This window comes from Enterobacter sp. JBIWA003, assembly GCF_019968825.1.
GTDB lineage: Bacteria > Pseudomonadota > Gammaproteobacteria > Enterobacterales > Enterobacteriaceae > Enterobacter > Enterobacter quasiroggenkampii.
In genome coordinates, this window is record NZ_CP074170.1 from 661,593 (window position 1) to 677,295 (window position 15,703).

The 15,703-nt window shown below is 62.4% G+C and carries 12 protein-coding genes; 7 read left to right on the forward strand and 5 right to left on the reverse strand.

What is annotated here, in order from left to right; all coding sequences use genetic code 11:
- Positions 1 to 161: 161 nt before the first annotated feature.
- Together KGP25_RS03190 and KGP25_RS03195 are read left to right on the forward strand one after the other, a co-directional pair.
- Positions 162 to 1,250 carry a cellulase family glycosylhydrolase gene (locus tag KGP25_RS03190; RefSeq protein ID WP_223539962.1) on the forward strand — a complete coding sequence of 363 codons (1,089 nt, stop codon included), beginning with the start codon at positions 162 to 164 and terminating at the stop codon, positions 1,248 to 1,250.
- Positions 1,251 to 1,300: 50 nt separating this feature from the next.
- Positions 1,301 to 2,695, forward strand: a complete 1,395-nt coding sequence (locus KGP25_RS03195) for an MFS transporter (RefSeq protein WP_223539963.1) — start codon at positions 1,301 to 1,303, stop codon at positions 2,693 to 2,695.
- 41 nt (positions 2,696 to 2,736) lie between these two features.
- Here KGP25_RS03195 and KGP25_RS03200 read toward each other — a convergent pair whose 3' ends face one another.
- Genes KGP25_RS03200 through KGP25_RS03215 form a run of 4 tightly spaced genes read right to left on the reverse strand, consistent with a single transcriptional unit; the run spans position 2,737 to position 7,483 of the window.
- The gene (locus KGP25_RS03200) at positions 2,737 to 3,558 is read right to left on the reverse strand and encodes an alpha/beta hydrolase (protein WP_032675870.1); all 822 of its coding nucleotides are present in this window, start codon (positions 3,556 to 3,558) and stop codon (positions 2,737 to 2,739) included.
- Positions 3,559 to 3,588: 30 nt separating this feature from the next.
- Positions 3,589 to 5,208 (reverse strand): MFS transporter, encoded by a 1,620-nt coding sequence (locus tag KGP25_RS03205; protein ID WP_024909511.1) that lies wholly within the window; start codon positions 5,206 to 5,208, stop codon positions 3,589 to 3,591.
- Positions 5,205 to 5,612: a DoxX family protein gene (locus KGP25_RS03210; protein WP_223539964.1), complete on the reverse strand. Its 408-nt coding sequence runs from the start codon at positions 5,610 to 5,612 to the stop codon at positions 5,205 to 5,207. The genes KGP25_RS03205 and KGP25_RS03210 overlap by 4 nt, the downstream gene beginning before the upstream one ends.
- Complete coding sequence (locus KGP25_RS03215; protein ID WP_223539965.1) at positions 5,612 to 7,483, reverse strand: amidohydrolase; 1,872 nt, start codon at positions 7,481 to 7,483, stop codon at positions 5,612 to 5,614. The genes KGP25_RS03210 and KGP25_RS03215 overlap by 1 nt, the downstream gene beginning before the upstream one ends.
- A 218-nt stretch (positions 7,484 to 7,701) precedes the next feature.
- On the opposite strand from KGP25_RS03215, the gene KGP25_RS03220 reads away from it, so the two are divergent.
- From KGP25_RS03220 to KGP25_RS03240, 5 genes are all read left to right on the forward strand, one after another.
- On the forward strand, positions 7,702 to 8,388 hold the full coding sequence (locus tag KGP25_RS03220) for a hydrolase (protein WP_008501349.1): 687 nt from the start codon (positions 7,702 to 7,704) through the stop codon (positions 8,386 to 8,388).
- 61 nt (positions 8,389 to 8,449) lie between these two features.
- Positions 8,450 to 8,671 (forward strand): DUF1427 family protein, encoded by a 222-nt coding sequence (locus KGP25_RS03225; RefSeq protein WP_024909508.1) that lies wholly within the window; start codon positions 8,450 to 8,452, stop codon positions 8,669 to 8,671.
- On the forward strand, positions 8,668 to 8,931 hold the full coding sequence (locus KGP25_RS03230; RefSeq protein WP_024909507.1) for a XapX domain-containing protein: 264 nt from the start codon (positions 8,668 to 8,670) through the stop codon (positions 8,929 to 8,931). The genes KGP25_RS03225 and KGP25_RS03230 overlap by 4 nt, the downstream gene beginning before the upstream one ends.
- 20 nt (positions 8,932 to 8,951) lie before the next feature.
- Positions 8,952 to 9,332, forward strand: coding sequence for a response regulator (locus tag KGP25_RS03235; RefSeq protein WP_008501346.1), 381 nt, complete (start codon positions 8,952 to 8,954; stop codon positions 9,330 to 9,332).
- A 9-nt stretch (positions 9,333 to 9,341) separates the two neighbouring features.
- Positions 9,342 to 14,924: an AAA family ATPase gene (locus KGP25_RS03240; protein ID WP_223539966.1), complete on the forward strand. Its 5,583-nt coding sequence runs from the start codon at positions 9,342 to 9,344 to the stop codon at positions 14,922 to 14,924.
- A 3-nt stretch (positions 14,925 to 14,927) separates the two neighbouring features.
- On the opposite strand, the gene KGP25_RS03245 is transcribed toward KGP25_RS03240, so the two are convergent.
- Positions 14,928 to 15,545, reverse strand: coding sequence for a response regulator (locus tag KGP25_RS03245; RefSeq protein ID WP_048028672.1), 618 nt, complete (start codon positions 15,543 to 15,545; stop codon positions 14,928 to 14,930).
- Positions 15,546 to 15,703 lie beyond the last annotated feature (158 nt).

Sequence of the window (15,703 nt, forward strand, 5' to 3'; positions counted from 1 at the left end):
GCATCATACCCTAACCGCACGCTTACGCGCCGTCGATCACGTTTCTCATTCATCGAAGCGCGAACTTTGTGAGGGGCATCGCTTTTCTTCGTGCGGGAAATTGCGCATTTATCCCGCGGCTAATATTTATTAGCTAAATATTATCAGTAAGAGGACGCGTAATGAAAGAGCAGTGGAGCAGGGAGCAGGCACAGGCGTGGTATCAGCAGAAGGGCTGGCTGTGCGGGTTTAACTATCTGCCGTCGACGGCGGTGAACTGGACCGATATCTGGCAGGCGGAGACCTTCGACGCCGGGACGATTGACCGCGAGCTGGGCTGGGCGGCGGAGGCGGGCTACAACACCCTGCGCATCAACCTGCCGTTTATCGTCTGGGAGCACGACCGCGACGGGCTGATGGCGCGCATCGACCGCTTTTTAACGATTGCCGACGGCCACGGGTTCAGCACCATGTTGACCCTGATGGACGACTGCGGCTTCTCCGGCGACGAGCCGTACCTCGGCCCGCAAAAGCCGCCGGTGCCGGGCAAACACAACAGCCAGGCGGCGGCGAGCCCGGGGCGCGACAAGGTGTGCGATCCGGACTGCTGGGCAGACATTGAGCGCTATATCCGCGACGTTGTCCGCCAGTTCCGCGACGATAAGCGCGTGCTGCTGTGGGATCTCTACAACGAGCCGGGCAACCGCGGCATTTTCGCGACGGGCACGCAGGAGGTGCAGTACGACGCGAAGCTGGAGACCTGCGCCCACGCGCTGATGAAGCTCGCATTCCAGTGGGTGCGTGAAGAAGACCCTACCCAGCCGCTCACTGTCTGCGCGTGGCGCCTGCCGCCGGAAGAGGAGGGCGAGACGTTCTTCCAGCATCCGCTGGACCAGACCGCGCTGGCGCTCTCGGACGTGGTGAGCTTCCACGCCTACACCCACACTGGCCGCATGACGGCGATTATCCAGCAGCTGCAACAGCTCGGTCGACCGCTGTTCTGTACCGAATGGCTGGCGCGCCACGTGGGCAGCACCATCGAAGAGCAGCTCCCGCTGATGTACGCGGCGAAGGTCGCGCCGTACCAGTGGGGGCTGGTGCGCGGCAAAACCCAGACGTGGCTGCCGTGGCCGGTGGTGATGAAGGAGTCCACGGACTACTGCCGCCTCTGGTTCCACGACGTGTTTGAGGAGAACGGCATTCCGTTCTCGCGCCGTGAAATCGCTCTGATGCAGCAGCTGCGCAAGATCGCCCCACAGGCGCAGGACTAATAATATCGACCCGGCGGTCCACCGCCGGGCAACCAGGCAGGCATATAACAATGGCAACGACAATGAAAATACCGTCTCGCGAGCTGTGGTCTTATTTTGGTTATGGTTTAGGTCAGTGTTTTAGCTTTGGTTTAGTGGGTTCGTTTATTAACTATTTTTACACCGACGTGCTGGGGATCTCGGCGCTGGCGGCGAGCACTATCTTCCTGATTGCCCGCGCGTGGGACGCGGTTCACGATCCGCTGTTTGCCAGCATTATGGATACCTTTAACAGCCGGTTCGGCAAGTTTCGCCACTTTTTGCTGATCGCCCCGCTGCTGATCACCGGCGTCACGCTACTGTCGTTCTATAAAATCGAAGCGGACATGACCACCAAAATCCTCTACGCCGGGGTGACGTATATCCTGTGGGGGACGCTGTACGCCATCTCCGATATCCCGTTCTGGTCGATGTCGTCGGTGATGACCAACGACTCCGGGCAGCGCACCCGCGCGGTGACGGCGGCGATGCTCGGGGTGAACGCCGGGATTGCCTGCGCCAACATCTTCTTCCCGAAGCTGGCGGCCTATTTCGCCCAGTACAGCAATGACAAAGGCTACTTTATGGCGGCGCTGGTCATGATGCTGGTGGGCCTGCCGTTGATGCTTAACGGCTTCATGCAGATCAAAGAGCGCGTGCCGCCGAGCCCGGAAAAGGTGACCATCCGCGACACCTTCCACAACCTGCGCCAGAACAAGCCGCTGTTTATCGTCCTGCTGTCGTTCTTCTTCTGCGTGTTCCACAACGTGGCGGGCGGGCTCTATATCTACTTCTTTATCAACAACCTGGGCGACGGCAGCCTGCAGATGGCGATTGGCGTGATGGGGATAGTCGCGGCGGTGCTGTGCCTGGTCGCCCCGATGCTGACGCGCCGGATGCAGAAGCGGAAGCTGTTTATGATCCTCTGCGGGCTGGACGTGGCGGTGCGCGTGGTGATGTGGTTTGTCGGCTATCAGCAGGTGACGATGCTGTTTATTCTGCTCGGCCTGAGCACGCTGTTCGTGATGATGACTAACATCCTCACCTCGTCGATGATTGCCGACACCATCGAGTACGCGGAGTACCACACCCACAAGCGCTGCGCGGCGATCACCTTCTCCGGCCAGACCTTTACCGGCAAGATGTCGGTAGCGGTAGGCGGCGGGCTTATCGGCGTGTTCCTGACGATGATCGGCTACGTGCCGCAGGCGCAAATTCAGAGCGAGAGCGTGCTGTCGGGGCTGTTCTTCGGGATTTGCCTGCTGCCGGCGATAGGGTCGCTGATCCGCATGGGCTTCATGTCGCGCTTTACCTTTACCGAGGAGAAGCACGCGGAGATTTGTCGGCTGCTGGCGGAGCGCAACGCGTCTGCGAAAGCGCCGGGTGGCGGCTGCGCCTTACCCGGCCTACAGGACCAGCCCTTGTAGGCCTGATAAGCGAAGCGCCATCAGGCTTCGCTTTTTAAGACTTACAGCGACTTCACAAACGCCAGCAGATCTTCGTTGAGCTGGTCCTGGTGGGTCAGCGCGAAGCCGTGCGGCGCGTTGTCGTACACCTTCAGCGTGGCGTTTTTGATCATCTCTGCCGCCAGCTTGCCGGTGCTTTCAAACGGCACGATCTGGTCGTTGCTGCCGTGGATCACCAGCGTCGGCACATCGATTTTCGCCATATCCGGACGGAAATCGGTTTCGCCGAAGGCGGTCACGCAGTCGATGGTGCCCTTCAGGGACGCCAGCAGGGCGATGTTCAGCGTCTGGGTCAGGGCACCGGCGGAAACGGTCTGTCCGGCGTTGGTGCCGTAGAACGGGGTGGCGAAGTCGCTGATGAACTGGGCGCGATCTTTACGCAGTCCGTCGCGAATGCCGTCGAACACGCTCTGATCCACACCCTGCGGGAAGGAGTCGGATTTGCCGAAGATTGGCGTGACCGCGCCCAGCAGCGCCAGACCGGCCACGCGCGCACTGCCGTAGTTGTTGATGTAGCGGGTCACGTCGCCGCCGCCCATGGAGAAGCCCACCAGCGTCACGTCCTGGAGGTCCAGGGTGGTAATCAGGTCGTTGATGTCGGACGCAAAGGTGTCGTAGTCGTAACCGTTCCAGGGCTGATCCGAGCGGCCAAAGCCGCGGCGGTCAAAGGCGATGGCGCGGAAGCCGCGCTCGGCCAGGTAGTTCAGCTGGCTGTCCCACATATCGCCGTCCAGCGGCCAGCCGTGGCTGAAGAGAACCGGTTTGCCCGCGCCGCCTTCTTTGTAGTAAATCTGCGTGCCGTCTTTTGCCTTAAACGTTGCCATAGTGTGTTCCTGTGCAGGTGATGGTTATGGTTATACCGGCGCGACCAGATAACGAATTGCCGGTGATGTTGTGCCCTGATGAAAAGCCAGAACGCGGCTCTGCAGCAGGAGGTCATTCATGGTGTGGCGCTCCTGCTGGCGCAGATGCTCAATCCAGGAGCCCATCAGGAAGGTCTCGATAAACAGGCCGGGGCGCTCAATATCTTCGTATACCGCCCAGCTCATCGCCCCGGCGCGGCGTCGCACCCGGCGCAGCTCGTGGACCGCCTCCAGGAAGGCTTTTGCGTTGTGCGGGTCGATGATGTACTCGTGCGAGACCAGCACCGGGCCACGCTCGTTCGGCAGGTCGATCTCCACGCCGTCCAGCGGCTGGCCGCTCAGGTCGAGGTTTAATTCCGGGTCTTTCTCCAGCTTCCAGCGGAACACGGTGGCGCTTGCCAGCACCATCCCCAGCGTGGCGACAACCAGCGCGGTCGGGGTGCCGAACCGGGAGGCTATCTGCCCCCAGATGGCGCTGCCCGTGGTCATCGAGCCGAAGAACACCGTCAGGTAGACCGCCAGCGCGCGGGCCTTCACCCAGCGGGCGGCGCTGCGCTGGGCGCCGAGGTTCAGCGTCGAGAGCACCGCAATCCACGCGAAGCCGGTGAAGAACTCAAACAGGTTGAGCAGCCAGACGTGGCGCACAAACGCCAGCGCCAGCATGGTGAGGGCAAAGACCAGACTCGCGGCCACCATCAGCCGGTCGGCATTCAGCCGCTGGCGCAGGCGCGGCAGCAGGATGGCCCCGGCAATCGCCCCCAGGCCAATGCACGCCAGCATCACGCCGTAGCCCGCCGGGCCCAGGCCCAGCTCGCGGCGCGCCACCAGCGGCAGCAGCGCCCAGCCCGCGCTGCCGAAAACGAAGAAGGCCACCGTACGCACCAGCACGTTGCGCAGCACCGGGGCGGCGTGCACGTAGCGGATGCCTGTGCGCACCGCAGAGAAGAAGTGCTCCGGCGGCAGACGCTGAATGGACGGGGCCGGACGCCAGCGCCACAGTACCCACGCCACGCCCACCACGGACAGCGCGTTCAGGGCAAACACCATCCACGGCCCGGCGAGCGACAGCAGGAAACCGCCCAGCGCGGGGCCAATCGCCCGGCTGATGTTCACCCCGAGCGAGTTCAGCGCCACGGCGGCGCCCAGCTCCGGCTTGCTCACCAGATCGGGCACCACGGCCTGGAACGGCGGCGAGCTCATCGCCGCCCCCACGCTCAGCAGAAACGTCGCCACCAGCAGCACGGTGGGGGTGACGTGTCCGGTGAAGGAGAGCGCCGTCAGCCCGGCGGCGGCGATGAACACCCACAGCTGGGAGAAGAGCAGGTATTTACGCCGGTCAACGATGTCCGCCATCACCCCGGACGGCAGGGCGAAGAGGAACATCGGCAGGCTGCTTGCCGCCTGCACCAGCGCGATATCCAGCGGGTCGGCGCTCAGGGTCAGCATGCTCCAGTTGATGCCGACGTCGCTCATCCATGAGCCGACGTTAGAGACCACCGTGGCGATCCACAGCATGCGGAACACCGGCTGGCTCAGCGGCTGCCAGGGTGAAACCGTCGGTGCGGGCGTCGTCTCGACGTGTGCGTCGCGAACGTCGTTAACCTGGGTCATGCGAACCTCTCCGTTGCCTTACGCTGCAGCCGCCACTGGCCCGGCCCGGTGAGGGCGAGAGTGGTGAAGATAATCAGCAGCAGCCAGCCAAACTGCCCTTCGGCAATCGACCAGTTGGGGTGGACCGCCAGCATCGCCACCAGCAGCACGGCGATAATCGGCAGGCACGCCAGGCGGGTGTACACGCCCGCAATGATAAACAGTGGGCAAATTACCTCGGCGACAATCGCCGGGATCAGGCTGGCGTAAGGCCCGAAGCCGAACGGATCTTCAATGCGCGTCAGCTCTTCGCTGAAGTGCAGCACCTTCGGCAGGCCGTGCACGTACAGCAGCAGCAGGCTGCCGGTCAGGCGCAGGAAGAACAGCCCCAGGTCGATCCGGGGCGGCATAATGGTGTTTTTCATCAGAATGCAAAGCAGCTGCAGCCCAGCGCCCCCCAGAAAGCGTTATCGTCGGACACCGGCATCGCTGACGTGCGGGCGAAATCGTGCTGGTGGCTGTGAACTCCGCACGGCCCGCTGCAGTGGTGGACGGCGCTCATACCCACGCGGGCAGCCTGCGGCGGCGCGCTGCGGTAGTGGCCCGGCACCTTGACCACCGGTGACCACTCGGGCAGGACCGGGATGGCCGGCGGCGCGAGCGGGCCAAAGCTGCCCGCGGCGTAGACGATATCGCCGTTGACCACCGTGAGAACGGACTCGATGCCCTTGATCTCCTCTTCCGGCACGCGGAAATAGTCTTTGCTCAGCACTGCCAGGTCGGCGAGCTGGCCGACTTTAATCTGCCCCTTCTGGTTCTGCTCGCTGGAGAACCACGCGCTGCCCTGGGTCCAGAGCATCAGGGCCGTATCGCGGTCCAGACGGGCGCTGTGATCGTACATCTGCATCCCGCCGACGGTGCGGCCGGAGACCAGCCAGTAGAGCGCGGTCCACGGGTTGTAGCTCGCCACGCGGGTGGCGTCCGTTCCCAGGCCCACCGGCACGCCGGTCTCGAGCATTTTCGCCACCGGCGGCGTATGGCGGGTGGCTTCGATGCCGTAACGCTCGGCAAAGTACTCCCCCTGGAAGGCCATGCGGTGCTGCACGGCAATGCCGCCGCCGAGCGCTTTGATGCGTTCAATGTTGGCCTGGGTTACGGTTTCCGCATGGTCGAAGAACCAGTGCAGGCCGTTGAACGGTATGTCGCGGTTCACCTTCTCGAACACGTCCAGCATGCGGCTGATGGATTCGTTATAGGTGGCGTGCAGGCGGAACGGCCAGCGGTGCTCCACCAGATGGCGCACCACGCGCTCCAGTTCGTCCTCCATGCCCGGCGCGAGATCCGGGCGCGGCTCGAGGAAATCTTCAAAATCGGCGGCGGAGAAGACCAGCATCTCGCCCGCGCCGTTGTGGCGGAAGAAGTCGCTGCCCTGGCCCGGCGTGAGCATGTCGGTCCATTTTTCAAAGTCTTCCAGCTCGTGGCCCGGACGCTGGGTAAAGAGGTTGTAGGCGATGCGGATGGTCATCTGCTTTTTCTCGTGCAGCTCGGCGATCACCTCGTAATCTTCCGGGTAGTTCTGGAAGCCGCCGCCCGCGTCGATGGCGCTGGTCAGCCCCAGACGGTTAAGCTCGCGCATGAACTGACGCGTGGAGTTGACCTGCTGCTCCAGCGGCAGCTTCGGCCCTTTGGCCAGCGTGGCGTAGAGGATCATGGCGTTCGGACGGGCGATCAGCATCCCGGTCGGGTTGCCGTTGGCGTCGCGCTGGATCTCTCCGCCCGGCGGGTTTGGCGTGTCTTTGGTGTAGCCGACCACCTTCAGCGCGGCGCGGTTGAGAAGGGCGCGGTCGTACAGGTGCAGGATGAAGACCGGGGTATCCGGCGCGGCGTCGTTAATTTCGTCCAGGGTTGGCATGCGGCGCTCGGCAAACTGGAACTCGGTCCAGCCGCCGACTACGCGCACCCACTGCGGCGACGGGGTGCGCAGCGCCTGCTCTTTCAGCATCCGCAGGGCATCGGCCAGGGAGGGCACGCCTTCCCAGCGCAGCTCGAGGTTGTAGTTCAGCCCGCCGCGGATCAGGTGCAGGTGCGAGTCGTTGAGGCCGGGGATGGCGGTGTGGCCTTTTAAGTCGACCACTTTGGTGCCGTCGCCGTGGTGCTGCATCACCTCGGCGACGGTACCCACTTCCAGAAATTTTCCGTCGCGCACGGCAACGGCTTCCGCGACAGGATTCTCGCGATCGACGGTGTGAAACTGGCCGTTAACCAGAATGAGATCGGCTTTACCGAGGGTAACCATAACTGCTCCTGACTGAGAGGGGAATGGTCAGGATTATGGGAACCGGTTTCGGCAAAGATCCAGTTATACAATAGGATAGGTATACCAAAGTATAACTATACCTAAGGTTAACTATACGAAGAGATAATTACGCGCGGAGAAGGAAAACCGCAGGATGAGGGTGACTTTATCGCCGTGGCACTCGCGGCGATTTCTACCCTTAACCACTGGAAAATGCTATGACCTCTTCAAAGCTCGAAGTGTTAACCCCTGCGAACTGTCAGATCATCTTTATCGATCACCAGCCACAGATGGCGTTTGGCGTGCAGTCGATTGACCGCCAGGTGCTGAAAAACAACACCGTGGCGCTGGCGAAAGCGGCTAAGGTGTTCAACATCCCGACCATCATCACCACCGTAGAGACCGAAAGCTTCTCCGGTAACACCTATCCTGAGCTGCTGGACGTGTTCCCGGGTCAGGACATTCTGGAGCGCACCTCCATGAACTCCTGGGACGACCAGAAGGTGCGCGACGCGCTGAAGGCCAACGGCAAGAAGAAGGTCGTGGTTGCCGGTCTGTGGACCGAAGTGTGCAACAACAGCTTTGCCCTGTGCGCGATGCTGGAAGGCGACTACGAAATTTATATGGTGGCGGACGCGTCCGGCGGCACCTCCAAAGAAGCCCACGACTACGCGATGCAGCGCATGATCCAGGCGGGCGTGATCCCGGTAACCTGGCAGCAGGTAATGCTGGAGTGGCAGCGCGACTGGGCGCGTAAAGAGACCTACACCGCGGTGATGGACATCGTGCGCGAGCATTCCGGCGCGTACGGCATGGGCGTGGATTACGCCTACACCATGGTGCACAAAGCGCCGTCTCGCCAGAAGAGCGAGCACCGCACCTTAGCGCCGGTCCCGGCTCGCTAAGTCCCGTCGGCGGGCTGGTCCCTCATCCGGCTCGCCGCTGCCTCTTTCTCTGGAGTTCACGATGAGTACTGGGCTGATATCCCTTGCGGCAGGCGTGTTGATTGGCCTGATGTATGCCGTGCTGAAGGTGCGCTCCCCCGCGCCGCCCGCGCTGGCGCTGATTGGTCTGCTGGGGATGCTGGCGGGTGAACAGGCGACGCGCCATCTCTTATCCCGCGACGGCGCCCCACCTCCTCAGGTGACCGTTCCGCAGGCGGCATCGCAGACGGGAGCGTCATCATGAAAGCATGGATAATTTCGCTGGTGTGCGGCGTGGTTGCTGGGGTAATTTACGCTCTGCTCGACGTCCATTCCCCGGCACCGCCGGTTGTCGCCCTGCTTGGCCTGTTTGGCATGCTGGTGGGCGAACAGCTTATCCCGGTGGGACGACGTTTACTGAGTCGCGAACCGCTCACCCTCGCCTGGTTTCGTCACGAATGCGTACCGAAAATCAGCGGCACGGCGCCCCCTGCGCCCGCGAAGGACCCTCGCGACGTTAAATGACTGGTTAGAGGAATAACAGCATGACGCTGCCGTGGCGCATTGCCATCATTGATGACGAACGTTCCGTCCGCAGCGGGTTGAGTAATCTCCTGGAGTCGGAAGGCTATTCAACCGATACGTTTGATTCGGCAGAGGTATTTCTGAGCCATCCGCTTGCCCTGTCCGGCGCGGCGCTGGTGATCACCGATATCAAGCTCCGGGGCATGAGCGGCCTTGAGCTGTTTGACAAGCTGCGGCTGCTGGCCGTACCGCCTCCGCCCGTGCTCTTTATCTCCGGTCATGCTGATGAAAATATGCAGCGGTACGCTCTCGGTCTGGGCGCCGCTGCTTTTTTGCGTAAGCCGATTAACATCGATATTCTGCTGGATCATATTCAGCGGGAGCTGGCCCGCCGACAATAAGGATCGCGGATGAACGAACACGAGCAGCCTGCATTCTGGCCCGCCCAGGGGAATCTTCACCAGGGGCGGGTTTTTGTCCTTAAAGAGGATGTGATTTTTACCGTGCTGGCGCAGGAGGGCGGAATTGCCTGGATGCACGCGCGACATCCTCATTCCGGCGGCTCGTTCATTATCGCCACCGCGGTCAGCGACGAAGAGGAAGAGCGGGCCACCCGGCTGCTGAAAAACGAGTTTGCGCTGCGTGACGCGCTGCAGGACAGCTGGGCCATTCGCGCCGTCGCATCCACCCAGTACCGGGGACGCTTCGCGCTGGTGTACGCCCCGTTTTCCTTTGAGCTGCTGGCGCGGCGCGCGGGCAGGGCGATCTCGGGGATCGCGCGCTTTATCGAGCTGGCGATCCAGATCTGCGTTCCGCTGCGCCAGATGCATCTGCAAAACCTGATCCACGGCGATATCAAGCCCGGCAATATTTTTGTTCATCACGATGCCACCTGCCGTCTGGGCAGCTTTGGCCTTTCATGCAGCCTCTCTGGCGCCTTCGTGCAGACCCGGCTTGCCGTTTCAGGCGGCACGCCGGCGTATATGTCCCCGGAGCACACCTCCCGCACCCAGCGCCCCGTCGATGGCCGCAGCGATCTCTACAGCCTCGGCGTGGTGCTGTATGAACTCCTGACCGGACGCCTGCCGTTTGAACTAGGGGAGGACGATCGGACCAACTGGGCGCACTACCATATTGCCTCGGCGCCGCTGGCCCCGGATGCGATACGCCCGGACGTGCCGGGAATGCTGTCGACCATCATCCTGAAGCTACTGGAGAAGCACCCCGATAACCGCTACCAGACGGTTGACGGGCTGATTGCCGACCTCCGCCGCTGCCAGGCGACGTTGACCGGTGAGGGCGAGATCGTTGCCTTTACCCCCGGCCAGCAGGACCGCACCCCGGCGATTCTTCTGGCGGACTCGCTGTTCGCGACGCATCCGCAGGCGAATGACGTCATTGCCGCGTTTGAGCGGGTGGGGGAGAACCGCGTGCCGGAGCTGGTGACGATCGGCGGGCCGTCGGGGATCGGCAAATCCTCCATCATTGCGACGGCGTTAAAAACGCTCCAGCAGCGTACGGTGCTGCTGGCGGTGGGCAAAGTGGATCAGTTTTCACCGTCATTGCCCTACGGCGTATTAAGCTCCGCATTCCGCCCCCTGACCCTGCACCTGCTGGGCCTGCCGGCAGACGAGGTGGCGAAATGGAAAATCCGCCTCTCGCGCGCCCTGGAAGGCTATGAAGAACTGGCCGTCAGCCTGGTGCCCGAGCTGGGCCTGCTGCTTGAGAGCAAGCCGCGCTTCCCGGCGGATACGTTTTCCATTGATGCCCGGGCGCGCTTCAGCCATATGGTGCTGGCGCTGGTGAAAACCTTTGCCTCGCAGGGCTGCCCGCTGGTGCTGGTACTCGACGATCTCCAGTGGAGCGACGCCGCCAGCCTGCATACGCTCAACTATCTGCTGGTGAACTGCGGCGCGATCCCGCTGCTGGTGGTTGTGGCGCACCGCGACATCGGTTCGTTGTCCGAACCCACACTGCAACAGCAGCTGGCGAGCCTGCCGCAGGCGGCACAGCACGCGAGCGAAATTGTCCCGCAGGCACTCTCTGTCAAAGCCGTGTCCCGCTGGCTGGGGACGGTATTTCGTACCCGCAGCACGGCGACGACCGACCTCGCCACGCTGATCCATGAAAAGACCGGAGGCAACCCGCTCTTTGTACACGAATTTTTCCGCCGCATCGTCGATGACGGGCTGGTGGTGCACAACAAATATCAGGACAAGTGGCACTACGATCTGCAGGCGATCCGCGCCCGGCATTACACCGAAAACGTCGTCACCCTGGTGCTGGAGAAGCTGGAAGAGTTGCCCGACGAGACGCGTCGCCTGCTGGGCAGCCTTGCCTGCCTCGGCGGCACGGGCGAAATGGAGATGATCTGCCGCGTGGTCGGTATATCGATGGCGGAAATGCGCTACGCGCTGCATCCGGCGGTCATGGCGCAGCTGATCGTGCTGACGGAAAAAGCGTACTCCTTCACCCATGACCGGGTGCAGGAGGCCGCCTTTGCGCTGCTGGATCGGCATGAGAAAAGCCATCTTCATCTGACCACCGCCAGCCTGCTGGCCGACGCCGCGCGCCAGGCGGCGGGGAACGAGCTGCTGTTCCGCGCCGTACATCACGTCACGGCCGCGCTGGACAGCATCCAGCCCGCCCCGCAGCGCCAGATGTTCCGCGAGCTGAGCCTGCTGGCCGCGCGACGCGCGAAACGCTCGGGGGATTATCTCTCGGCGCTGAGCTATATCCAGACTGCCCGAGCGCTGGGCAACGCCGGGACGGTGTCAGACTTTATGCTCGATATCGAAGAGGCGGGCTGCGAGTTTGCGCTGGGGCACCTGGCGCGCACCCGCGAGCTGTGTGACGCCATTCTCGGGTGCCCCGGCGGGCTGACCGAAAAGGCGCTGGCGGCCAATCTGCTGGTGGAAGTGTACATTCGCCAGTCGGACAGCCGTCTGGCGCTGGAAGCAGCGCTCTGCTGGCTGGGGGTCTTTGGCATTCAGATCGGCCGCTATCCGGAAGATGCCGACTGCGACGAGGCCTGGGAACACTTCTGTAACCGCGCGGGCGACGCGCCGCAAACCCTGTTTGCCCCGCTCTCGCGGATGGATAACCCGGAAACCGAAGCGGTGATGAACCTGCTCTACAGCGCCAGCATTTGCGCCAGCTTCATCTGTCCGCGCCTGCACTTTTTACTGCTTTGCCGCATGATGCACCTGACGCTCGACCACGGCATTACCGGCGCCTCCACCACGGCGATGGCCTGGTTTGGCGTGCTGATGGGCCACCGCTACGCCGAGTACCGCCTCGGCTTCCAGTACGGCACCCTGGCCCGCGAACTGGTCAATCGCCACGGCTACGACGCATTCGAAGCTAAAACCCTGCTGCCGCTCGACCAGCTCAGCGTCTGGACCCAGCCCTTATCGTTTACCATCGAGTGCGCGAAAGCCTGCTTTACCTCGGCGGTGACCCACGGCGATATGACGATGGCCTGCTTTGCGGCCTGCCACCAGGTCATTAATTTCCTCTCCCGGGGCGATCACCTGGACGGGGTGCTGACCAGCATCGATCGCGGCCTGGCGTTCGTGCGTAAAACCCACTTCCAGGACGTGGAGACCATTTTGATGGTCCAGCGCGGCTACGTAGAGTTCCTGCGCACGCCGGTTATCGGTACCTGGACCGCATCGCAGGTGCTGCCGGAGGCATTGCTGCCCGCGTCGCCAGAGCAGGCACCGGAGCAGACCTCCACCATGCTGTTCTGGTACTGGCTCTACCGCGGCATGGCGCATTTTACCTGTGGGGAGTATGCCGACGCGCAGGCGGATCTGGAGATGGCGGGGTGGTACGCGTGGTCTGCGCCGGGGCACATCCATCTGCTGGATTACCATCTTTACAGCGCGCTGGCGCTTTCGCGTCAGTTAACGCCGGAGACCTTCTCGGCGAACCACCGTCGCAACATTCACGCTCACTATGACAAAATCGCCCTCTGGGCGCGCATTAATCCCGGCACGTTCGCGGATAAAGAGGCGCTGATCTACGCCGAAATCGTGCGTCTGGACGGGATGAACAGCATCGCGCTTGAGCAGTATGAGAAGGCGGTCCGGCTCTCCCGCGAGGGCGGGTTTAATCCAATTAATGCCCTGGCCCACGAGCTGGCGGGCCGCTTTGCGCTGGCCTGCGGCTATCCAACCGCCTCGGACGCACACTTCCGTGGCGCAATTGCCGCCTGGGGCCGGGCGGGCGCGCAGGCCAAGGTGCGCCAGCTGGAGCAGGATTTCCCGCATCTGCTGGCCTCAGGGCAGGCGAGCGCCTATGACACGGTGGCGTTCGCCCAGAACGAGACGATCCGCGATCTGCAGAGCGTCATCAAAGCCTCCCGCGCGCTGTCGGAAGAGATCAATCTTGAGCGCTTAATCGAAAACCTGATGACGATCCTCCTCGAACGCGCCGGGGCGCAGCGCGGCCTGCTGCTTCGCGTGAGTGATAACCTGATCCCGGAGATCGAGGCCAGCGCCTGGACCAGCACCGACGGCGTACGGGTGCGGATCCTGAAAGACGTGCCGACGGCGACCGACATGCCCCTGTCGGTGCTGGCGGCGGTGATCCGCACCGGGCAGGAGATCCGTACCGGCAAGCCGGAGGAGTTTCACCCCTTCAGCCAGGATCCCTATCTGGTCACCTCGGGGGCGGCCGTCATGTGCGTCCCGATGTTCAAACAGGCGCGGCTGGTGGGCGTGCTCTACCTGGAAAACCGCCTGATGCCGGAGGTTTTCACCGCCGAGCATTCCCGCGTGGTGAGCCTGCTGGGGGCGCAGGCCGCGGTCTCCCTGGAGACGGCGCGGCTGTACGCCGAGCTGCTGGGGGAGAACATCCAGCGCCGTCGGGTGGAAAAAGAGCTGCGCGCCAGCCAGACCTCGCTGATGCTGGGCGAGCAGATTAGCCACACCGGCAGCTGGCGCTGGGAGCTGGAGCAGGATCTGATGTTTGTCTCGGAGGAGTACGCCCGCATCCTCGGCCTGCCCGAGCAGCAAAAGATGATCTCCATGGCGGAGTTTTTGACCTTCGTCCATGAAGACGATTACGCCCGCATCAGCACCATCGTCACGCAGAGCGTGCGCGAAGGGCTCTCCATGCGCGCGGAGTTTCGGGTGAAGCGTACCGACGGTTCAACGCGCTATATCCTCGGGATTGGCGATCCGGTGGGCGTGGGCAGCGAGGTGAATGAGTATTACGGCATCATCACCGATATCACCAGCCAGCGCGCCGCAGAGGATGCCATGCGGGTGGCGCAGGCGGATCTGGCGAGGGTGTCCCGCGCCACCACCGTCGGGCAGCTGACCTCCTCCATCGCCCATGAGATCAACCAGCCGCTGATGTCGATCGTCTCTAACGCCGGAGCGAGCCTGCGCTGGCTCAGCCGGGAGCCGGCCCGGCTGGATAAAGTGCGGGAAGGGCTGGAAGAGATCGCCGCGGAAGGCGCTCGGGCGGGGGAGATCATTCGCAGCATCCAGTCCCTGACGCGCAAGCAGGATCCCACCTTCTCGCGCATCGATCTGCACTATCTGATCCACCATATCATCGCGCTCTCCCGCAGCGAGCTGGAGCAGCGACACATTAGCGTTGATTACCTGTTGAAGGCGCAGGACAGCTTTATCACCGGCGATAGCGTGCAGATCCAGCAGGTGCTGCTTAACCTGGTGATGAACGCCGTTGAGGCGATGGCCGAGGTGAAGGATCGCGCCTGCACCATCACCCTCAGCACCAGCAACGCGGACGGGAAAGCGATCGTTGAGATCGCCGATACCGGGAGCGGCATTGAGCCCGAGCGGCTGGAGCAGATTTTTGACTCGTTCTACTCCACCAAGCCACAGGGGATGGGGATGGGGCTGACCATCAGCGCCAGCATCATTGAGCGCCACTGCGGGAAGCTGAGCGCGCGCCGCCGGGAGCCTTACGGCACGGTATTTGCCTTTGCGCTGCCGCTGGCGGTACAGGAAGGGTAAACGTTACTCCGCAGGCTGGCTTTTGGTCAGGCGCTCAACGGCCCTGACCAGCTCTGCCACGGAGCGCACCTGCATTTTCTCCATTACGCGGCGGCGATGCACTTTCACCGTGATCTCGCTGACGCCCAGCTCGGCGGCAATTTGCTTGTTCAGCATGCCGCTTATCGCCAGCGTGAGCACCTCGTGTTCGCGCGGCGTGAGGGAGAGATGGCGCTGCTTCAGGGCGTAGTGCTCTTTATTGCGCTCGGCGTTGTTTTCCGCCAGCTGCAGCGCGGACTCAATGGCGTCGATAAGCGCGGTGGATTCGACAGGCTTGGTGAGAAATTCGTAAGCGCCGCCTTTTATGGCGCGCACCGACATCGGAATGGTGCCGTGGCCGGTGAGAAAGATAATCGGGATTTCACGCCCGCTGTCCTTGAGGGCATCTGCCACCTCAAAACCCGAGATGGTGGGCATCTGCATATCGAGGACCACGCACGAGGGGAGCTCTTCAAAGCGGTGCTGAAGAAACGCTTCTGCCGATGAAAAGCCGATGGCGTTTAAGTCTGCGGATTCCAGCAGCCCGATTACGGACTGTCTGACTGCGTCATCGTCATCAACCACATACACAATGTGTTCCATTCACCGCCCCGGTGCTGTTTTACATGTCGAGGATGCAAACAGCCCCCAGGAGTGACGTAAGGGACTGTTTATGCTGACTTTCATCTTAACACATTAAATATAATTATCATTTAACAATATGATAATCATATGAAGTATAGCGATCCGTGACCGGGCGA